General features: G+C 70.7%; 16 protein-coding genes and 1 pseudogene. 9 read left to right on the top strand and 8 right to left on the bottom strand.

Going from position 1 to position 19,931, the window contains the following annotated elements; genetic code table 11:
• Positions 1 to 25 precede the first annotated feature (25 nt).
• Positions 26 to 1,534, bottom strand: a complete 1,509-nt coding sequence (locus M2157_RS09120; RefSeq protein ID WP_280864960.1) for a M1 family metallopeptidase — start codon at positions 1,532 to 1,534, stop codon at positions 26 to 28.
• A 161-nt stretch (positions 1,535 to 1,695) separates the two neighbouring features.
• Here M2157_RS09120 and M2157_RS09115 point away from each other — a divergent pair, with 161 nt between their 5' ends.
• The 5 genes from M2157_RS09115 (at position 1,696) to M2157_RS09095 (ending at position 9,555) form a co-directional block, all read left to right on the top strand.
• A complete protein-coding gene (locus M2157_RS09115) occupies positions 1,696 to 3,669 on the top strand; it encodes a Xaa-Pro dipeptidyl-peptidase (protein ID WP_280864959.1) in 1,974 nt (657 codons plus the stop codon).
• Positions 3,666 to 4,907, top strand: a complete 1,242-nt coding sequence (locus M2157_RS09110) for a M14 family metallocarboxypeptidase (protein ID WP_280864958.1) — start codon at positions 3,666 to 3,668, stop codon at positions 4,905 to 4,907. Before M2157_RS09115 ends, M2157_RS09110 begins: the two co-directional genes overlap by 4 nt.
• 88 nt (positions 4,908 to 4,995) lie before the next feature.
• Complete coding sequence (locus M2157_RS09105) at positions 4,996 to 6,696, top strand: BCCT family transporter (protein WP_280861312.1); 1,701 nt, start codon at positions 4,996 to 4,998, stop codon at positions 6,694 to 6,696.
• Between the two features lie 137 nt (positions 6,697 to 6,833).
• A complete protein-coding gene (locus M2157_RS09100; protein ID WP_280864957.1) occupies positions 6,834 to 7,862 on the top strand; it encodes an oxidoreductase in 1,029 nt (342 codons plus the stop codon).
• 49 nt (positions 7,863 to 7,911) lie between these two features.
• Entirely contained in the window at positions 7,912 to 9,555 is a 1,644-nt protein-coding gene (locus M2157_RS09095; protein ID WP_280864956.1) for an ABC-F family ATP-binding cassette domain-containing protein, read from the top strand.
• 81 nt (positions 9,556 to 9,636) lie between these two features.
• Here M2157_RS09095 and M2157_RS09090 read toward each other — a convergent pair whose 3' ends face one another.
• The 3 genes from M2157_RS09090 to M2157_RS09080 all read right to left on the bottom strand — a co-directional run bounded on the left by M2157_RS09090 (position 9,637) and on the right by M2157_RS09080 (position 13,196).
• Entirely contained in the window at positions 9,637 to 12,000 is a 2,364-nt protein-coding gene (locus M2157_RS09090; RefSeq protein WP_280864955.1) for a Tex family protein, read from the bottom strand.
• A 94-nt stretch (positions 12,001 to 12,094) separates the two neighbouring features.
• Complete coding sequence (locus M2157_RS09085) at positions 12,095 to 12,226, bottom strand: LPFR motif small protein (protein ID WP_252100478.1); 132 nt, start codon at positions 12,224 to 12,226, stop codon at positions 12,095 to 12,097.
• A 100-nt stretch (positions 12,227 to 12,326) separates the two neighbouring features.
• Positions 12,327 to 13,196: a hypothetical protein gene (locus tag M2157_RS09080; RefSeq protein ID WP_280864954.1), complete on the bottom strand. Its 870-nt coding sequence runs from the start codon at positions 13,194 to 13,196 to the stop codon at positions 12,327 to 12,329.
• 113 nt (positions 13,197 to 13,309) lie between these two features.
• Here M2157_RS09080 and M2157_RS09075 point away from each other — a divergent pair, with 113 nt between their 5' ends.
• Complete coding sequence (locus tag M2157_RS09075) at positions 13,310 to 14,269, top strand: GlxA family transcriptional regulator (RefSeq protein WP_280861307.1); 960 nt, start codon at positions 13,310 to 13,312, stop codon at positions 14,267 to 14,269.
• A gap of 10 nt (positions 14,270 to 14,279) precedes the next feature.
• Positions 14,280 to 14,930 carry a DJ-1/PfpI family protein gene (locus tag M2157_RS09070; RefSeq protein ID WP_280864953.1) on the top strand — a complete coding sequence of 217 codons (651 nt, stop codon included), beginning with the start codon at positions 14,280 to 14,282 and terminating at the stop codon, positions 14,928 to 14,930.
• On the opposite strand, the gene M2157_RS09065 is transcribed toward M2157_RS09070, so the two are convergent.
• Positions 14,902 to 15,666, bottom strand: coding sequence for an enoyl-CoA hydratase-related protein (locus M2157_RS09065; RefSeq protein WP_280861305.1), 765 nt, complete (start codon positions 15,664 to 15,666; stop codon positions 14,902 to 14,904). The genes M2157_RS09070 and M2157_RS09065 overlap by 29 nt on opposite strands.
• Before the next feature lie 70 nt (positions 15,667 to 15,736).
• On the opposite strand from M2157_RS09065, the pseudogene M2157_RS09060 reads away from it, so the two are divergent.
• Positions 15,737 to 16,379: pseudogene (locus M2157_RS09060) on the top strand (DUF308 domain-containing protein).
• Positions 16,380 to 16,505: 126 nt separating this feature from the next.
• Positions 16,506 to 17,030, top strand: coding sequence for an ATP-binding protein (locus M2157_RS09055; RefSeq protein ID WP_280861304.1), 525 nt, complete (start codon positions 16,506 to 16,508; stop codon positions 17,028 to 17,030).
• Positions 17,031 to 17,036: 6 nt separating this feature from the next.
• Here the strand turns inward: M2157_RS09055 and idi are convergent, their stop codons facing one another.
• From idi to galE, 3 genes are all read right to left on the bottom strand, one after another.
• Positions 17,037 to 17,630: an isopentenyl-diphosphate Delta-isomerase gene (idi, locus tag M2157_RS09050; protein ID WP_280861303.1), complete on the bottom strand. Its 594-nt coding sequence runs from the start codon at positions 17,628 to 17,630 to the stop codon at positions 17,037 to 17,039.
• 187 nt (positions 17,631 to 17,817) lie between these two features.
• Positions 17,818 to 18,753 carry a cation diffusion facilitator family transporter gene (locus M2157_RS09045; RefSeq protein ID WP_280861302.1) on the bottom strand — a complete coding sequence of 312 codons (936 nt, stop codon included), beginning with the start codon at positions 18,751 to 18,753 and terminating at the stop codon, positions 17,818 to 17,820.
• A gap of 144 nt (positions 18,754 to 18,897) precedes the next feature.
• Positions 18,898 to 19,860, bottom strand: a complete 963-nt coding sequence (gene galE, locus M2157_RS09040; protein WP_280861301.1) for a UDP-glucose 4-epimerase GalE — start codon at positions 19,858 to 19,860, stop codon at positions 18,898 to 18,900.
• Positions 19,861 to 19,931 lie beyond the last annotated feature (71 nt).

The following is a 19,931-nucleotide window of genomic DNA, read 5'->3' as shown; positions in this document are numbered from 1 at the left end:
GCCCGCTCCAACTCCGCCCCAGGCCCTACTCGCCGTGCTCGTGCACGTCGTTCGTCGCGGCGATCTTCTTCCACGACTTCGGCTGTACGGAGGCCTTCGCGGCTTCCGCGGCCTTCGCGATCGACGCCCCCCGCGCCGCCGGCGCCCCCGGCTTCGACGGCTGGAACAGCCACGTGTCGAACAGCGCCGCCAGCGGCTGCCCGGACACCTCCTCGGCGTACCTCCGGAAGTCGGCGACGGACGCGTTGCCGTACGCGTACTTCTGCGGCCAGCCCTTCAGCACGGCGAAGAAGGCCTCGTCGCCGATCTCGTTCCGCAGCGCCTGCAGGGCCAGCGCACCCCGGTCGTAGACGGCGATGTCGAACTGGTTCTCCGGCCCGGGATCACCCGGCTTCACCGTCCAGAACGCGTCGTCGGCCGGATGCGAGGCGTACACGTAGTCGGCGAGCTCCTGCGCCGTCCCCTCGCCCTCGTGCTCGGACCACAGCCACTGCGCGTACCGCGCGAAGCCCTCGTTGACCCAGATGTCCTTCCAGCCGCGCACGGACACGAGGTCGCCGTACCACTGGTGGGCCAACTCGTGTACGACGACGGAGGTGTTGGATCCGTTCGCGAACTGCCGCGGGCTGTAGAACGGCCGGGTCTGCGTCTCCAGCGCGTACCCGGTGGTGGTGTTCGGCACATATCCGCCGAGGGCGTTGAAGGGATACGGCCCGAAGTACCCGCTCAGCCAGTCGGCGATCTCCCCGGTCCGCTCGACGCTGGCTCGGGCCGCGCCGTAGTTGGCCCCGAGGTCCTTGCTGTAGGCGTTGACGACCGGAATCCCGCTGTCGGTCGTCCCGGTCGTGATGTCGAACTTCCCGACGGCCAGGGTCGCGAGATAGGTGGCCTGCGGCTTGTCGGAGCGCCAGGAGTAGCGCGTCCAGCCGAGGCGTGAACTCGTCGACTGGAGCGTCCCGTTGGAGATGGCCTGGCTGCCGTCCGGCACGAGCACCGACACGTCGTAGGTGGCCTTGTCGAGCGGGTGGTCGTTGCTCGGGAACCACCACCAGGCCGCCTCGGGCTCGTTCGCCCCGACCCCGCCGTCGGGAGTGCGGTGCCAGCTGGTGAAGCCGTACGCCTGCTTCGACGACGGCACCCCGCTGTAACGGACCACCACGGTCGCGGGAGTGCCCTTGGCCAGGGGCGACTTCGGCGTGATCTCCAGTTCGTGCTCACCGGTGGTCGCGAACGACGCCTTGGCGCCGTTGACCCGCACCTCGCTCACGTCGAGCAGAAAGTCCAGATCGAAGCGGGACAGATCCTGCGTGGTGCGCGCGAGAAGAGTCGCCGTCCCCTCCAACTCGTCCGTCGCCGGCTGGTACTTCAGCCGCAGGTCGTAGTGGGAGACGTCGTATCCGCCGTTGCCGTAGGCCGGGTAGTAGGGGTCGCCGATACCCGGTGCGCCGGGGGAGAAGTCCGCCGCCGACGCCGGGATCGCCAGCATCAGGGAGGCCGTCGCGAGTGCGCCCGGTGCGATGAGTCTGCGGTGCACGAAAGCTCCAAGTCGTAGGGGCCCGAAGTCTGTTCGCAGCCTATTCATCACCTGTGAGCTGGATGTGTCCATGGCCACCCGTGTCACACGATCGCCATTCGGCCGTCATGGTCTCAAGGGGCCCTCTTTTGCACGGGAGTTGACCGCTGTACCGTCCGCGCATGTCGATACGCACGCGCTTCACGACCTGGAGACCGCTCGCGACAGCCGCGGCGGCCACCGCCGCCCTGCTGGCGACCTTCCTCGCACCCGCGACCGCCGAGGCACAGGAGCGGACGGCCCCGCGAGAGAGCCAACCGATCTACTCGTACGGCAACGCCGTCCGCGAGGCCGTCTGGGTGGACACCCGGCTCGACGGCGACGGTGACGGAAAGACCGACCGCGTCGCCGTCGACATCGTCCGGCCCCGCGAACCCGCCGCCCAGGGCCGCAAGGTCCCGGTCATCATGGACGCCAGCCCCTACTACTCCTGCTGCGGACGCGGCAACGAGAGCCAGCTGAAGACGTACGACGCGAACGGCAACGTCGTCCAGATGCCGCTGTTCTACGACAACTACTTCGTGCCCCGCGGCTACGCCTTCGTCGGGGTCGACCTCGCCGGCACCAACCGCTCCGACGGCTGTGTGGACGTCGGTGGCCGCTCCGACATCCAGTCCGCCAAGGCGGTGGTCGACTGGCTGAACGGCCGGGCCACCGCCTACACCAGCCGCACGGGCACAGCGAAGGCCAAGGCCGGCTGGACCAACGGCCGGACCGGCATGATCGGCAAGAGCTGGGACGGCACCATCGCCAACGGCGTCGCCGCCACCGGAGTCGAGGGACTGAAGACCATCGTCCCGATCAGCGCCATCTCCACCTGGTACGACTACTACTTCTCCAAGGGCGCCCCGCTCTACGACTCCGGCCCCGACTGGCTCTCCGACTACGTCGACAGCCCCGACGCCCGCGCCAAGTGCGCCGCCGTCCAGCAGAAGCTCGTCGACCAGGCGCCCCGCACCGGCGACCGGACCCCGCTGTGGACCGAGCGCGACTATGTGAAGGACGCCGGCAAAGTCAAGGCCAGCGTCTTCGCGATCCACGGCATGCAGGACCTCAACGTCCGCCTCCAGCACCTCGGTCCGTGGTGGGACGCCCTCGCGAAGAACGGAGTCGAGCGCAAGATCTGGCTCTCCCAGACCGGCCACGTCGACCCCTTCGACTTCCGCCGCGCGCAATGGGTCGACACCCTGCACCGCTGGTTCGACCACGAACTCCTCGGCTACGACAACGGCATCGACCGCGAACCCATGGCCGACATCGAACGCCACCCCGACCAGTGGGTCACCTCGAAGACCTGGCCCCCGCGCGGTACGGCCACCACGACCCTGCGCCCCGCCAAGGGGCCCCAGCCCGGCGTCGGCACCCTCGGCCTGACCAAGGCCAAGGGCACCGAGACCTTCACCGACGACCCCGCGCTGAGCGAGACCGACTGGGCCGCCCGGATCGACACGCCGACCCCCGGCAAGGCGGGCTTCACCACCGGAACCCTCACCAAGGACCTCCGCCTGTCCGGCTCCTCCAAGGTCACCGTGACGGCGAGCCCGACCACCACCACGGCCCACCTCTCCGCCGTACTCGTGGACCTCGGCCCCGACACCATCCGCGACTACGCGGCCGCGGGCGAAGGCATCACCACCCTCACCAACCGCACCTGCTGGGGTGTCAGCACGTCCGGTGACAGCGCCTGCTTCAAGGAGACGCAGGCGAAGACCACCGCCGTCGACTACACGGTCGTCAGCCGCGGCTGGGCCGACCTCGGCAATTACGCCGACCCCGGAAAGGGCGTCCCGCTCACCCCGGGCAAGGCGTACACCATCACCCTGGACCTCGGCGCCACGGACCACGTCGTCCCGGCGGGCCACCGCCTCGCCCTGATCGTCGCGGGCACCGACAAGGACCTCATCGACCCGCCGTCCACCAAGCCCACCCTCACGATCGACCTGTCCCGCACCTCGGCCCGCGTCCCGCTGGTCGGCGGCGCCGCCGCCTTCGCCCATGCCACGAAGGGCGCCGAGACCGCCGTACCCGAGGCGGCAGGGGCGCTTGACGGAGTCCGGGCGCCGCGCACCGCCCACCGGGTCCCGGAGGGAGGATGACGATCCGAACCGTCACCGTGAGCACGGCGGCCCTGGTCGCCTCCCTGGTCGCGATCCCGGCCGAAGCCACCGAGACCCCGCCCCGCACCGGCTTCGAACAGTCGAACGGCGCCCGCTGGACGAGCGAGTCCGAGGAGCGGGACTTCCTCACCGAGGTCGACCGGGCGAGCAGCCGGGTCATGCTCAGCCGCATCGGTACGACGAAACAGGGCCGCCCCCTCCACCTCGTCCAGGTCGGCGCACGCCACGCCCCCACCAAGGTCCTGCTCGTGTGCAGCCAGCACGGCGACGAGCCCTCCGGGCGCGAGGGCTGTCTCACCACAGTCCGCGACCTGGCGTACGCGAAGGACGCCGGCACCCGGCGCTTCCTCGACCGCACCACCGTGCTGGTCGTGCCCACCGCCAACCCGGACGGCCGGGCCGCCGACACCCGTGGCAACGGTGACGGCGTCGACATCAACCGCGACCACCTCGCCCTCGCCACCGCCGAGGCCCGCGCCATGGCGAAGGTCGTCCGCGACCGGCGACCGGACGTGATCTACGACCTGCACGAGTACTCCGCCACACCCCGGTACTACGACAAGGACCTCTTCGACCTCTGGCCCCGCAACCCCAACACCGACCAGGCCGTCCACGACGAGGCCGAGACCCTGTCCCAGGCCTACGTACGCCCCGCCGCCCAGCGCGCCGGCTACACGACCGGCACGTACGGCATCTGGACCGACCCGGTCACCGGCGACCCGGTCAAACAGGTCGCCGGTGACGGCCAGGAGCGCATCCTGCGCAACATGTCGGGTGTCAAGCACGCGATCGGCCTGCTGATCGAGAGCAGAGTCGAACCGCTGGGGGACACCGACGAGGCGGGCAACAACCGACGCCGGGTGAACTCCCAACTGGCGGCTCTGAAGGGCCTGTTCGGTTTTGTCGACCACCGTCGCGCCCGGGTCGAGAAGGCCACCACCGAGGCCCGCGACAAGCCCACCACCGGCCCCGTCTACCTCGGCGGCGCCGACAACGACCCGCCCGAACCGGCCGAGGTGATCCAGGACCCGCCCTGCGGTTACCGGCTCACCGACGCCCAGTACCTGGAGGTGAAGGACGAACTCGCCCTGCACGGAGTGAGGACGAAGGGCACCTACGTCCCGCTCCGCCAACCCCTGCGCGCCCTCGTCCCGCTGCTCCTCGACGAACGCGCCCCGTACCACCTCACGGCCGGGGAGCCCGACACCGGCTGTTGAAGCGGTTCTAATCTGCGGCACCTGTGGTAGGTCCTGGGGAACTGTGTGAAAACCGGCGTACCCACCGCTCCAGGGGAAGGTGCCGCAGATGACTGAAGACCTGAAGAAGAGAGGTGGCCGGGAAGGCCCCGCGGGGACTCTCGGCCACCAGACCGACCGGGTGGTGTTCGGAGTCACCGCCGCCATCACCCTGGCCTTCGTGATCTGGGGCTGGGCCGCGACGGACTCACTGGAGGACGTCTCCACCTCCATGCTCAACGGGCTGATCCACAACGGCGGCTGGGCCTTCATGCTCGCCGCCTCGTGTTTCGTGGTGTTCGCCCTGTGGCTCGCGATGAGCCGCTACGGCCGCATCCACCTGGGCGCCGAGGGCGAGGAGCCCGAGTTCAAGACCGTGTCCTGGGTCGCGATGATGTTCAGCGCCGGCATGGGCATCGGCCTGATGTTCTACGGCGTCAGCGAGCCGCTCTCGCACTACACGACCCCGCCTCCGGGCACGAATCCCGCCAACTCCGGCGAGCGCATGGAGACGGCGATGGCCACCACCCTCTTCCACTGGACCCTGCACCCCTGGGCGATCTACGCGGTGGTCGGCCTCGGCATCGCCTACAGCACCTTCCGCAAGCGCAGGCGCCAGACCATCAGCGCCGTCTTCACCCCGCTCATCGGGGAGAAGCACGCCAACGGCGGCGTAGGCCGGGTGATCGACATCCTCGCGATCATCGCCACCGTCTTCGGCTCCGCGGCCTCTCTCGGTCTCGGCGCCCTCCAGATCGGCTCCGGCTTCCAGGAGCTGGACTGGATGGACGACGTCAGCACCGGTCTGCTCGTCGCGATCATCGCCGTGCTGACCCTGGCCTTCGTGCTCTCGGCCGTCTCCGGCATCGAGCGGGGCATCCAGTGGCTGTCCAACACCAACATGGTGCTCGCCCTGATCCTCGCGGTCTTCGTGTTCATCGCCGGACCGACGATCATCGTGCTCGACCTGCTGCCGACCTCGATCTTCTCCTACCTCGGCGACCTGCCCCAGCTCGCCGGACGTACCGAGGCCAGCGGCGGCAAGGGCGTCGCGGACTGGCTCGGCAGCTGGACCGTCTTCTACTGGGCCTGGTGGATCTCCTGGACGCCCTTCGTCGGCATGTTCATCGCCCGCATCAGCCGCGGCCGCACCATCCGGCAGTTCGTCGGCGGTGTCATCCTCGTGCCCAGCACGGTCAGCCTGGTCTGGTTCGCGATCTTCGGCGGTACGGCCATGAAGCTGAAGGAGGGCGGCGCGCTCGGCGGCGAGTCCACTCCGGAGGGCCAACTCTTCGGCGTGCTCCAGGAGTTCCCCATCGCCACCGCCACCAGCCTGCTGGTGATGATCCTGGTCGGCATCTTCTTCGTCTCGGGAGCCGACGCCGCGTCCATCGTGATGGGCACGCTCTCCCAGCGGGGCGCCCTGGAACCCGGCCGATTCGTCGTCGTGTTCTGGGGTGTGGTCACCGGAGCGGTCGCCGCCATCATGCTGCTCGTCGGCAGCGGCCAGGGCGACGCGCTCACCGGCCTGCAGAACCTCACGATCCTGGCCGCCGCGCCCTTCGTGCTGGTGATGATCGGCATGTGCGTCGCTCTCATGCGCGACCTGCGCCAGGACCCGGTGATCGTGCGTGGCGAGATGGGCTCCGAGGCCGTCGAACTCGCCGTGATCGAGGGCCACAGGAAGTACGACGGCGACTTCGGGATCCAGATCGGTCCGGGCCCCGGCACCGAGACGGAGGGCGACCCGCTGGGCCACGACCACAGCTGAGTACGGCGCATGTCGGGAGGAGGCGAGCCGGCCCACCGCCTCCTCCGCGCGCCCCTGACGCCGGGCCGCGCCGCCCGGCGTGAGCGGAATGACGCATGCCGTGCTCAGACCGGCCCAAAGCCGGGAATACTCACACCATGTCTGCCGCCTACGCGACCTTCGGCCTGGCACCGGCGATGCGTGCCGGTGGAGTCCTCGCCAACGGTGACTTCCAGATACACCGGGACTTCGTGGACTTCATCGTCGACGGCCGCCCGCTCCTCTTCCAGCTCTCCGACCTCGACGCCGTCTCCCCACTCGCCTCCGACGTCCCACCCGCGATCTTCACCGCCCAGGTCCGCAGCTTCCTGGGCGAGACGGACGCCCCGCTTCCGAGCGGTCGTCACGTCATCTACGGCTGCCCCGAGTGCGAGGACCTCGCCTGCGGAGCCGTCACCGCGGTCATCGAGCGGGACGGCGACGACTTCATCTGGCGGGACTTCGCCTGGCAGACCGAGGAGGCCGTGGACCTCCAACTCAACGGCTACCACGGCATCGGGCCGTTCCGCTTCCAGGGCGCCGAGTACCGCGCGGCGCTCGACTCCCTGCTCCGAGGCGGCACCGAACCGGAGGGCGCCCGCCGCCGCGTCCTGCTCATCGGCGCCCGCGTCGCCGTCCTCGCCAAACTGGCCGCCGCCCTGCGCACCATCGGCATCGGCGCCGACATCACCCGTGAGGTGGGCGCCGTCCACGCCGACGAACTGCGCGGTTACGGCGCGGTCGCCTTCGGCCGCGCGGTCACCGAGGAGGAACGTGCCGCCGTCCGCGCTGCCTTCGAACGTGTGGGCGTCGAGGTGACCTACGTCGAGGGCCTCGCCCCGATCATTCCGCTGCTGGTGGCCCAGATAGAGCACGCCCTTGACCGCAGCCCCGTCGAACGGCGCCGGCTGACCCGCCTGGTCGCCGCCGACGGCGAGGCGGCCGTCGAGGTCACCTCACCGTGCCGGGTGCGCCTGACGGCGTACCGCCTCGACCGGCTGTACCGCACCCACGCGCACGAGGTCTTCGACGGCGTCCTGGAAGCGGGCCGGCACCGTATCGCCCTGGACGCCAAGGCGGTGAGGGGAGAATCGTTCGTGGTGGCGCGGACCTCGGGAAGTGTCCTGGTGGAGGCGATGGCCCGCTGAGAACCGAAGCGCCGGGCATCCGCCCGCGGCCATTAGGATCGACGGTCTGATGACTGCCACCCTCGTCGCCAAGAACCTCGCCGCCGGCCACGGCGACCGTTCCCTGTTCAGCGGGCTCGACCTCGTCGTCGCGCCCGGAGATGTGATCGGCCTGGTCGGGGCCAACGGCGCGGGCAAGTCCACGCTGCTCAGGATGCTCGCGGGCCTGGTCGCGCCGGAGGAGGGGGAGCTCAGGCTCTCCCCGCCGGCAGCGACCGTCGGACACCTCCCGCAGGAGCCCGAGCGGCGCCCGGGCGAGACCGTGCGGGAGTTCCTCGCCCGCCGCACCGGAGTCGCCGAGGCCCAGCGGGTGATGGACGAGGCGACCCAGGCGCTGGTCGACGGGGCGCCGGGAGCGGACGACGCGTACGCCACCAGCCTGGAGCGCTGGCTGGACCTCGGCGGCGCCGACCTCGACGAACGCGCCGAGGAGGTCGCCGGTTCCCTGGGCCTCGCGGTCGACCTGGACCTGCCGATGACGTCCCTGTCGGGCGGCCAGGCGGCGCGAGCGGGCCTCGCCTCCCTCCTGCTCTCCCGCTACGACGTCTTCCTCCTCGACGAGCCGACCAACGACCTCGACCTGGACGGCCTGGATCGCCTGGAGCGGTTCGTGAAGGGTCTGCGGGCCGGCACGGTGGTGGTCAGCCACGACCGCGAGTTCCTCACCCGCACCGTCACCAAGGTCCTCGAACTCGACCTGGCCCAGCAGCAGATCACCCTCTACGGCGGTGGCTACGAGGCCTACCTGGAGGAGCGGGAGGTGGCCCGCCGGCACGCCCGGGACGACTACGAGGAGTACGCCGACAAGCGGTCCGCCCTCCAGGACCGGGCGCAGATGCAGCGCTCGTGGATGGACAAGGGCGTGAAGAACGCGCGCCGCAAGGCGAACAACGACAACGACAAGATCGGCCGCAAGTTCCGCAGCGAGGCCAGCGAGAAGCAGGCCGCGAAGGCCCGCCAGACCCAGCGGATGATCGAGCGCCTCGATGTCGTCGACGAGCCGCGCAAGGAATGGGACCTGCGGATGGAGATCGCGTCGGCCCCGCGCTCGGGCGCGGTCGTCGCGACGCTGCGGGACGCCGAGGTCCGCCACGGCGACTTCGTCCTCGGCCCGGTGTCCCTCCAGATCGACTGGGCGGACCGGGTGGCGGTCACCGGCGCGAACGGCGCCGGCAAGTCGACGTTGCTCGGCGCCCTGCTGGGCCGGGTGCCGCTGACCGCCGGCCAGTCCTCCCTGGGCTCCGGCGTCCTGATCGGGGAGGTCGACCAGGCCCGCAAGCTCTTCCACGGCGAGGAGTCCCTGCTGGACGCCTTCTGCGCGGCGGTCCCCGACACGGAACCGGCGGAGGTCCGCACCCTGCTGGCCAAGTTCGGCCTGAAGTCCGACCACGTCCTGCGCTCGGCGGCGACGCTGTCGCCCGGCGAACGTACGAGGGCGGCCCTGGCATTGCTCCAGGGCAGGGGCGTCAACCTCCTGGTCCTGGACGAGCCGACCAACCACCTGGACCTGCCGGCCATCGAACAGCTGGAAGCGGCGCTGGACGCCTACGAGGGCACGCTGCTCCTGGTCACGCACGACCGCAGAATGCTGGACGCGGTGAGGGTGAACCGCCGCCTGGAGCTCTCATCGGGCAAGGTGACCGAAGCGCCCTGAAGGGGCGCGGGGCTGTATCGGTGTGCGGCTCCGCCGCGTGGGCGCGACCAGCCACAACGGGCCGGCCGCTCCCCACGACCGCTACCGCCCCTTCTTCTTGGAATCCAGCAGCCCGGCCTTCCGCAGAGCATCAGCCATCGCACTGTTGCCCGGAGCAGGCGCCGACCGCTGCTGCTGACGAGGCTGTTGCCGCTGCTGAGGCGGCCGCCCACCCCGCTGCTGCTGTCGCCGTTCCCCGCCGGAGGCCGCCGCCTCGTCGTCCAGCCGCAGCGTCAAGGAGATCCGCTTCCGCGGAATATCGACCTCGAGCACCTTCACCTTGACGATGTCACCGGGCTTCACGACGTCCCGAGGATCCTTGACGAACGTCTTCGACAGCGCGGAGACATGCGCCAGACCGTCCTGGTGGACACCGACGTCGATGAACGCCCCGAACGCCGCCACATTCGTCACGACCCCCTCCAGCACCATCCCGGAGGACAGGTCGGAGATCTTCTCGACGCCGTCCTTGAAGGTCGCCGTCTTGAAGGCGGGCCGAGGGTCACGCCCCGGCTTCTCCAGCTCCTTGAGGATGTCGGTCACGGTGGGCAGACCGAACGTCTCGTCCACGTAGTCCTGCGGCCGGAGCGAGCGCAGCACACCCGTGTTGCCGATGAGGGAGGCGACCTCCTGCCCGGCGGTCTTCACCATGCGCCGCACCACCGGGTACGCCTCGGGGTGCACGCTGGAGGAGTCCAGCGGGTCGTCGCCGCCGCGGATCCGCAGGAAGCCCGCGCACTGCTCGTACGCCTTGGGACCCAGCCGGGCCACCTTCTTCAGCTCGGTACGCGCCTTGAAGGGACCGTTGGCGTCCCGGTGCGACACGATGTTCTCGGCGAGCCCGGAGGTGATCCCGGAGACCCGGGCGAGCAGCGGGGCGGACGCGGTGTTCACGTCGACCCCCACGCCGTTCACACAGTCCTCCACCACCGCGTCCAGCGAACGCGACAGCTTCACCTCGGACAGGTCGTGCTGGTACTGGCCGACGCCGATCGACTTCGGGTCGATCTTCACCAGCTCGGCCAGCGGGTCCTGGAGCCGGCGCGCGATGGAGACCGCGCCGCGCAGCGACACGTCCATGTCCGGCAGCTCCTGCGAGGCGAACGCGGAGGCCGAGTACACGGACGCGCCCGCCTCGGACACCATCACCTTGGTGAGCTTCAGCTCAGGATGCTTGGTGATGAGTTCACCGGCGAGCTTGTCGGTCTCGCGGGACGCCGTGCCGTTGCCGATCGCGACGAGCTCGACCGCGTGCTCCCTGGCCAGCCGGGCCAGCTTGGCGATCGCCTCGTCCCACCTGTTGGCCGGGACATGCGGGTGGATGACGTCGGTGGCGACCACCTTGCCGGTCGCGTCGACCACGGCGACCTTCACACCCGTACGGAATCCGGGGTCCAGGCCCAGCGTCGCGCGCGTGCCGGCCGGGGCGGCGAGCAGCAGGTCGCGGAGGTTGGCCGCGAACACGTTGACCGCCTCGTCCTCGGCGGCCGTACGCAGCCGCAGCCTGAGGTCGATGCCGAGGTGCACGAGGATGCGGGTCCGCCAGGCCCAGCGGACCGTGTCCGTCAGCCACTTGTCGCCGGGACGGCCGCGGTCGGCGATCCCGAACCTGTGGGCCACGATGCCCTCGTAGGACGAAGGGCCGTCCGTGGCCTCCTCAGGCTCCAGGACGAGGTCGAGGACCTCCTCCTTCTCGCCGCGCAGCATCGCCAGGATCCGGTGCGAGGGCAGGTTCGTGAAGGGTTCGGCGAAGTCGAAGTAGTCGGCGAACTTGGCGCCCGCCTCCTCCTTGCCGTCCCGCACCTTGGCGGCCAGACGGCCGCGCACCCACATGCGCTCGCGGAGTTCGCCGATCAGGTCGGCGTCCTCCGAGAAGCGCTCGGTCAGGATCGCCCGGGCGCCGTCGAGCGCGGCCTGCGCGTCGGGCACGCCCTTGTCGGCGTCCACGAACGCGGCGGCCGCGGCGAGCGGAGCGACGCCCGGGTCCCCGAGCAGGCCCTCGGCGAGCGGCTCGAGGCCGGCCTCGCGCGCGATCTGCGCCTTGGTGCGGCGCTTCGGCTTGAACGGCAGATAGATGTCCTCGAGGCGCGCCTTGGTCTCCGCGCCCCGGATCCGCGCCTCCAGCTCCTCGGTGAGCTTGCCCTGCTCGCGCACCGAGTCGAGGATCGCCGTCCGCCGCTCCTCCAGCTCCCGCAGATACCGCAGCCGTTCCTCGAGCGTGCGCAGCTGCGCGTCGTCGAGCATCTCGGTCGCTTCCTTGCGGTAGCGGGCGATGAAGGGAACCGTGGAACCGCCGTCGAGCAGTTCCACGGCAGCCTTGACCTGCCGCTCGCGTACGCCGAGTTCCTCGGCGATCCTGCTTTCGATCGACCCTGCGTTGGACCCGCTGGACCCGGGTGTCGTCACGATCCCGTACCGCCTTCTCACTGAGGTTGCGCGGCAATTGTGACAGGCGGCACCGACAGTCGGGGCTCAGGGCGCGGTCATCCGGCCGTGGTCGTCACGCCCTGCGGCTCCTCGTGGAGCTGGACGCACCGCCGAAGAGCCGGGCCAGCGCCCGGAACGGCAGCGTCACGACGGTGGCGATGGCGCCACCGATCTGGCGCAGTACGTCTGCGATCGCGCGGAACATGTGCATCCCCTTTCCTCTCCCGGCCACCACGACCGGAGATGAACGGGTACCTCCGTGACGCTCCGGCAATCTTCGATGCCAGGACTCGGGCCGTCGTGGTTCAGCGCTTGCCGATCAGGTCCGCGGGATAGGCCCCCGAGGCCGCCGCGGTACGCGCGAACCCGATCGCGAGCTCCGTCAGCCGCCGCACGTCCTCGGCCCCGAGGTGCTCGTACGGGGCCCGGTCCAGCCGGTCGGTCTCCGTCTCGATCTTCTCGCGCAGGGCGGTACCCCGCTCCGTCAGTTCGCCGTCGGCGTCCAGCAGCCCGCGCTCCCGGAGCCGTTCGACGGCCGCGTCCCACTCCTGCCGCGTCCATCCGCGCGTGGTGAAGACCCAGGGCGGCGTCATGCCCCTGCCCGTCGCGGTGTGGGTCACCAGGGCTTCGAGGCCGTCGAGCTCCGCGGACATCAGGGCAGCGAGATGCCCGTCGCCGCGGTGCTCGCGCAGCAGTGTCGCGGCGTGCCAGAACGCCAGGTGGGGCTCCTGGGGCACCGGCAGGTCGGCGTGCGCGGAGTACAGCGGGCGCGCGGCACGCGAGCAGGCCTCGGTGGCGCGCAGGGCGAGCCGCGCGGCCTCGGCCATCTCGTCGGATGCCACGGCCTCCTCACCCAGCAGGCGGCGCAGTGTCGCGTCGACGGCACGCGCGCGTGCCGCCAGGACCCGTTCGGGCGCGGCGGTCCGCCACACCGCGGGCACGTGCTCGGCCACCAGTTGGTGCTTGTAGTTGTAGAACGCGGCGGTAACCGCCCCCGGGCCGACCGGCCCCAGCGCGGCGGACCGCACCGCGAAGTTGACGGCCCTCGGATGCGTGACGCCGATCGCGGCCAGCTCCCTGCCCAGGTCGGGCGAGAAGTAGTGCGCGGCGTGCAAGGAGTTGAGCGGGTTGTGACAGCGGCGGCCGGCGCGCGGTTCCAGGACGGCAGTAGTCATGGCGTGCAGGTTACCGACCGCTTGGTATCTCCTCTACGGGGGAGTTCCTGATGGCAGAAAAGGTGGGGAACTCGTCATTGCCGCCATCGTCGGCGCCCCCAAGAATCGAGGACATGGCCCAGCGAACCGTTCTCTTCGTCCTCTTCGACGGCATGCAGAGCCTCGACGTCACCGGCCCGCTGGAGGTCTTCGCCGGGGCCGAGCAGCACACCCCGGGCACCTACCGCATCCGTACCGCCTCACTGGACGGCGCTCCCGTACGCACCTCCAGCGGCCTGACCCTCGTACCGGACGAAACCCTCGCGCGGGCCGATGCCCCGCACACCCTCCTGGTACCCGGCGGCCAGGGCACCCGGCGCCCCGATGCGCGCCTCACCGACTGGCTGCGCGAGCACGGACCCCGGGCCGAGCGTCTGGTCTCGGTGTGCACCGGCGCCATCCGGCTCGCCGAGGCGGGGCTCCTGGACGGGCGCCGCGTCACGACGCACTGGGCGTACAGCGACAAGCTCGCCCGCGACCACCCGGCCGTCGAAGTGGACCCCGACCCGATCTATGTACGCGACGGGCAGGTGTCGACGTCCGCCGGCGTCACCTCGGGCATCGACCTCGCGCTCGCCCTGGTCGAGGAGGACCTGGGCCGGGACGCCGCCCTCGCCATCGCCCGCCACCTGGTCGTCTTCCTGCGCAGGCCCGGCAACCAGGCCCAGTTCAGCGCCCAGCTCGCCGCCCAGACCGCCCGGCGCGAGCCGCTGCGCGAGGTCCAGCAGTGGATCACCGAGCACCCCGCCGGCGACCTGAGCGTCGAGACCCTCGCCGCCCGGGCCCGTCTCTCGCCCCGCCACTTCGCCCGCGCCTTCCAGACCGAGACCGGCATGACGCCGGGCCGGTACGTCGACCGGGTCCGGCTGGAACACGCCCGCCGTCTCCTGGAGGACACCTCCGACGGCATCGAGGAGATCTCCCGCGCCAGCGGCTACGGCACCCCCGAGGGGATGCGCCGCGCCTTCGTCAAAGCCCTCGGCACGGCCCCGTCCGAGTACCGCCGCCGTTTCCACCCGACCCCGGCCCACTGAAAGGACTCCCGTGCAGATCGCCATCGTTCTCTACGACCGCTTCACCGCCTTGGACGCCGTAGGACCGTACGAGACCCTCGGTCGTCTCCCCGACTCCGAGGTCGTGTTCGTCGCCGAGGAGACCGGGCCCGTCCGCACCGACAGCGGGAACCTCGCGCTGATCGCCGACAGGACCCTGGCCGAGGTGCCGAACCCCGATGTGGTGGTCGTCCCGGGCGGCCCGGGGCAGACCCCGCAGATGACGAACGAGGCCCTCCTCGACTGGATCCGCGTCGCCGACACCACCAGCACCTGGACGACGTCCGTGTGCACCGGCTCCCTGCTGCTCGCGGCCGCGGGCCGCCTCGAAGGGCGTCGTGCGACCTCGCACTGGCTGGCGCTCGACGAACTGAGGAGGTTCGGGGTCGAGCCGACGGGGGAGCGGGTCGTGACGGACGGCAAGTACGTCACGGCGGCCGGGGTCTCCTCCGGCATCGACATGGGGCTCGCCCTGCTCGGCCGGATCTCCGGAGACTTCGTGGCGCAGGCCGTACAACTGGGCATCGAGTACGACCCGCAACCGCCCTACGACGCCGGAGCCCCCGAGAAGGCGCCCGCGGACGTCGTCGAGCTGATCCGGTCGAGGAGCCGGTTCATCCTCGGCCAGGAACCGACCACGTGAACCGCGGCTGACGGCGCTCCAGGAACGCGGCGACGCCCTCCGCGGTGTCGCCGCTGCCCTGCGCCTGCCCGGTCCAGTACGCGTCCCGGTCCGTGCGGCCGTTCGCGAACTCCTTCGCCGCGGCCTGCGTCAGCTGCGAGCGGGACGCCAGGATCCTGGTGAACTCCCCGACTCGCTTGGCGAGTTCACCCTCGGACAGCACCTCGTCGACCAGACCCGTGCGCAGCGCACGCTCCGCGTCGATCAACTCGCCGGAGAACAGCAGGTACTTGGCGGCGGCCGGGCCGACCAGCGACACCAACCGCCGGGTGGAGGACGCCGGATACACGATCCCGAGCTTCGCCGGGGTCACCCCGAACAGTGAGCCCTCCTCGGCGAACCGCAGATCGCAGGCCGCCGCGAGCTGCGACCCGCCGCCCACACAGTGCCCCCGGATCGCCGCCAGCGTCGGCTTCGGGAACGCCGCGAGGGCCTCCTCGGCGCGCACCGCGAGCCCCTGCGCCTCCTCGGGCGACCGGCGCAGCGTGGAGATGTCGGCGCCCGCGCAGAACGTCCCGCCCGCACCGGTGAGCACGAGCACCCGTACGCCCGGATCGGCGGCCAGCGTGTCCAGCAGCGGCGGCAGCGCCCGCCACATCGCGGCCGTCATGGCATTGCGCTTGGCCGGATGGTGGACTACGACGGTAGCGACCGAGTCGGTGACGGTGTGCAGCAGCTGCGGCTCCGAGAGCTCCATGGCGTCGGATGCTAGTCGTATGCCCCGACCCCACGATCAAGGAGGGGGCCGCGGCGCGAGGAGGCCCCGCATGGCGGTGAACAAGGCGGAGAACCCCGAGACGGCCAGGCTGAGCCGCAGTTTCGGCTGGCTCGCGGCGCTCGGTGTGATCCTGGTGCTCGCCGGACTCGTCGGGCTGATCTACACCGGTGTGGCCACGCTCACCTCGATGATCCTGTTCGGCTGGCTCCTGCTGATCGGCGATGGGGGCACCGCCCGGTCGAGCGAAGTCGAGACTGGGGGAGGTGGGACTGCTGCACGCGGTCCAGGCCCGGGGCTCCAACTTCTTCTGGCTCGGTGTCGTGGTCGCCGCCCTGAACATCGCGGCCGGCGTCGTCGTCATCGTGCGTCCGGAGGCGGCGGCCGCGGCCCTGACCATGTTCGCCGCGCTGCTCTTCCTGACCGGCGGGGTGTTCCGGCTGGCCGGCAGCCTGGTGGTACGCGGACCGCAGTTCGGCTGGACCCTCGTGCAGGGCGCGTTCGGTCTGCTGCTCGGCATCCTGGTACTGGCCTCCTGGCCGAGCAGCAGCAAGTACGTGATCGGCTGCTTCTTCTCGCTCGGCCTGCTCTTCGACGGCCTCGGACTCATGGCCACCGGCTTGGGAGGCCGCAAGATCGTCGGAATGGTCACCGAGCAGCAAGAGGCCGCCGCCAAACCGACACATCCCGAATAGTTCTGCGCGGAATCGGTCAGGGGCACTCGATATCCGCTGACTTCTGTTCAGGTATCAGGGGCGGAGTGACGCGCTGCCAACACTCGACATGTGGTGACAATCGAGCGCAAGGGTGGCGACCGAAGAATGGACGACCATGGGCGCGGGTCCGGCCCTCGCCCACCGGACAGCGGAGAAGACCCCCTCGGGCCGGACCCCCTCGACCCGGGCACACCGGATCCGCTGCCGTACGAGGGTGTGTGGCGGTTCACCGCACCCGCTGTCGACGCGTCGGTCCCGCAGGCGCGACATGCCGTGCGGGACCTGCTGTACCGCCAGGGAGTGCCCGTCTCGGACGACCTCGTCCAGGGCCTCCTGCTGATCGTGTCCGAGCTCGTCACGAACGCCGTCCGGCACGCGGCCCTGCTCTCGCCGATGCTCGCCGTGGAGGTGGCCGTGGGCGCGGAGTGGGTGCGGGTGTCCGTGGAGGACAACCACCCGTACCGGCCGACCGCTCTGGAGGCCGCCCACAGTGAGACCGGGGGCCGGGGGCTGCTGCTGGTCCGTGAGGTCACCCGGGAGGCGGGCGGGGTCTGCGACGTCGAGCACACGTCCAGCGGCGGCAAGGTGATCTGGGCCGCCCTGCCGCTCAAGGCCGTGCGCGTGCCCTGAGGGCGGTCACCAGCCGGCGGAGGCGCCCGTCAGCTCCCTGACCGCGGGGCGGGCCGCGTCCAGCACCGTCATGAACCAGGACGAGAAGGCGTCCTTCGCGTGCCGCTCCGCCAGCTCGTCCGGCGTCACGAACGCCGTCGCGCCGACCTCCTCCGGGTCCGGGCCGAGCGGGGACTGCACCATGCCGACGAACAGGTGGTTGTACTCCTGCTCGACCAGGCCCGAGTCGGGGTCCGGGTGGTTGTAGCGGACCGTGCCCGCCTCGGCGAGCAGCGACGGGGAGACGCCCAGTTCCTCGTACGTCCGCCGGGCCGCCGCCGCGAAGGGAGCCTCGCCCGGGTAGGGGTGGCCGCAGCAGGTGTTGGACCACACGCCGGGGGAGTGGTACTTGCCCAGGGCGCGCTGCTGGAGGAGCAGCCGGCCCCGATCGTCGAAGAGGAACACCGAGAAGGCGCGGTGCAGCTGCCCCGGCGGCTGGTGGGCGGCGAGCTTCTCCGCGGTGCCGATCGTCACACCGTGCTCGTCGACCAGTTCCAGCAGGATCGCGTTCGCGGCGCCGTTCGACGGAGTGTGCGTCGTGGTGGCAGGTGTGGTCGGCATACCCATCCTTCACATCGGTCTTCGCGCCCCAAGTGTGCCGCACGTGTCCGGCACTCCCGGCAGTTGATCGTGCCCGGCGCGGCGGGCGGGGAACCGCTCGGGGCGGTGCTGTGGGGTGGAGGACGCAAAGGTGCGCCGGATCGGTGCATTCCGTCAGAACGGGCGTTTCATGCACCGTACACGTGTGTCAGTGGCACAGGCGTGCCTCGTGCTCCGCGTGCCCGCTCGGCTCCAGCTGGAAGGTGCAGTGCTCCACGTCGAAGTGGTCGCCGAGGCAGTTCTGGAGTTCGTGCAGCATCTTCTCGTGACCGATCGCGCTGAGGACGTCCGAGCGCACGACCACGTGCGCGGACAGCACCGGCATGCCCGAGGTGATCGTCCAGGCGTGCAGGTCGTGGACGTCCTCCACACCGTCCAGGGCCAGGATGTGCGTCCGCACCTCCGTCATGTCGACGTCCTTGGGGGCCGACTCCAGCAGCACGTCGAGGGTTTCGCGCAGCAGCTTGACGGTGCGCGGCACGATCATCAGGCCGATGACGAGGGACGCGACCGGGTCGGCGGCCTGCCAGCCCGTGGTGAGGATCACCACGGCCGAGATCAGCACCGCGACCGAACCCAGCGCGTCCGCCGCGACCTCCAGGAACGCCCCCCGGACGTTCAGGCTCTCCTTCTGGCCGCGCATCAGCAGGGTCAGCGAGATCATGTTCGCGACCAGACCGATGGCGCCGAACACGATCGTCAGCCCGCCCTCGGTGCCGACCGGCGTGACGAACCGCTGGATCGCCTCGTACAGGACATAGCCGCCGACGCCGAGCAGCAGCAGACAGTTCGCGAGGGCGGCGAGGATCTCGGCGCGGGCGTACCCGAAGGTGCGGTTGCCGGTCGCCGGGCGGTTCGCGAAGTGGACCGCGAGGAGGGCCATGCCGAGACCCAGCGCGTCCGTCGCCATGTGCGCCGCGTCGGCGACCAGGGCGAGGGAGTCCGCGAGGAAGCCGCCGACGATCTCGACCACCATGACGGTGAGCGTGATCGACAGCGCCACCCGCAGCGTGCCGACGTACGCCGCGGTCGCCGTACCGCCGGCCGGCGCATGTGAGTGCCCGTGATCGTGCCCTGCCCCCATGGAAGCCGCCTCCTACGCGTTTGTCCCGGAACAGCCCGTCCGGGATCACAGTGAACTACGGGTGGGGGGTACCGGGCAACGCGGCACTGAACACCGTTGTCATGTGCCCTGACCTGCGGAAACGAATCGCAGGTCAGGGCGCCCTCAGCGATGGTGCAGCAGCCAGCCCCGCCAGGCGGAGTCGATCATTTCGCGCACCCCTCGCCGCGCGCTCCAGCCGAGCGTCTCGGCGGCCCGGGCGGCCGATGCCACCGACACCGGCGCGTCTCCCGGACGCCGCGGCTCCACGACGGCCGGCCGTCGGTCTCCGGTCACCTCACCGATCACCGTGACCATCTCGCGCACGGACACGCCCTCGCCGCGACCGATGTTGACCGTCAGATCACCGCTCTGTCCGCTCAGGTGCCGGGCCGCCGCGAGATGGGCCTCGGCCAGGTCGGACACATGGATGTAGTCACGGACGCAGGTGCCGTCCGGCGTCGGGTAGTCGTCACCGAAGATCCGCGGGGCCTCGTCGCGGGTGAGCCGGTCGAAGACCATGGGCACGATGTTGAAGACCCCGGTGTCCGCGAGTTCCGGCGTCGCGGCCCCGGCGACGTTGAAGTAGCGCAGACATACGGTGGAGATCCCGTGTGCCTGCCCGGCCGCCCGCACCAGCCACTCCCCGGCGAGCTTCGTCTCGCCGTACGGGTTCACGGGGGCGCACGGCGTCTCCTCCGTGATCAGTTCCACATCGGGATTGCCGTAGACCGCCGCCGACGAGGAGAACAGGAAGCGCTCGACACCGGCCTCCGCGACCGCCTCCAGGAGGGTCGCGAGGCCGCCGAGGTTCTCCTGGTAGTAGCGGGTCGGCTGAGCCACCGACTCCGCGACCTGCTTGCGCGCCGCGAGATGCACCACACCCGTCACCGCGTGCTCGGCCAGCACCCGCTTGAGCAGGCCGCCGTCGAGTGAGGAACCCCGCACCAGCGGCACGTCGGCGGGGAGCCGCGCGGGCACTCCCGCCGAGAGGTCGTCCAGGACGAGCACCCGCTCCCCGGCCCCCGTCATGGCCCGCGCCACATGCGCCCCTATGTACCCGGCACCGCCGGTGATCAGCCACGTCATGGTCGCCCACCCTATGCCGACGCTCCGTGCGCCAAGCGATGTCCTGGATGTCCGCTCTGTGGGGCGCGGTT

This window comes from Streptomyces sp. SAI-127, assembly GCF_029894425.1.
Lineage (GTDB): Bacteria > Actinomycetota > Actinomycetes > Streptomycetales > Streptomycetaceae > Streptomyces.
Note: the sequence above shows the minus strand (reverse complement) of the source record. Positions and strands in the feature narration are given on the sequence as shown.

Coding starts and splice junctions, on each gene's coding strand:
- galE (WP_280861301.1), bottom strand. CDS start 19,860: ATGACGTGGCTGATCACCGGCGGTGCCGGGTACATAGGGGCGCATGTG.
- M2157_RS09085 (WP_252100478.1), bottom strand. CDS start 12,226: ATGTTCCGCGCGATCGCAGACGTACTGCGCCAGATCGGTGGCGCCATC.
- M2157_RS09105 (WP_280861312.1), top strand. CDS start 4,996: ATGACTGAAGACCTGAAGAAGAGAGGTGGCCGGGAAGGCCCCGCGGGG.
- M2157_RS09080 (WP_280864954.1), bottom strand. CDS start 13,196: ATGACTACTGCCGTCCTGGAACCGCGCGCCGGCCGCCGCTGTCACAAC.
- M2157_RS09095 (WP_280864956.1), top strand. CDS start 7,912: ATGACTGCCACCCTCGTCGCCAAGAACCTCGCCGCCGGCCACGGCGAC.
- M2157_RS09075 (WP_280861307.1), top strand. CDS start 13,310: ATGGCCCAGCGAACCGTTCTCTTCGTCCTCTTCGACGGCATGCAGAGC.
- M2157_RS09100 (WP_280864957.1), top strand. CDS start 6,834: ATGTCTGCCGCCTACGCGACCTTCGGCCTGGCACCGGCGATGCGTGCC.
- M2157_RS09065 (WP_280861305.1), bottom strand. CDS start 15,666: ATGGAGCTCTCGGAGCCGCAGCTGCTGCACACCGTCACCGACTCGGTC.
- M2157_RS09115 (WP_280864959.1), top strand. CDS start 1,696: ATGTCGATACGCACGCGCTTCACGACCTGGAGACCGCTCGCGACAGCC.
- M2157_RS09110 (WP_280864958.1), top strand. CDS start 3,666: ATGACGATCCGAACCGTCACCGTGAGCACGGCGGCCCTGGTCGCCTCC.
- idi (WP_280861303.1), bottom strand. CDS start 17,630: ATGCCGACCACACCTGCCACCACGACGCACACTCCGTCGAACGGCGCC.
- M2157_RS09055 (WP_280861304.1), top strand. CDS start 16,506: ATGGACGACCATGGGCGCGGGTCCGGCCCTCGCCCACCGGACAGCGGA.
- M2157_RS09045 (WP_280861302.1), bottom strand. CDS start 18,753: ATGGGGGCAGGGCACGATCACGGGCACTCACATGCGCCGGCCGGCGGT.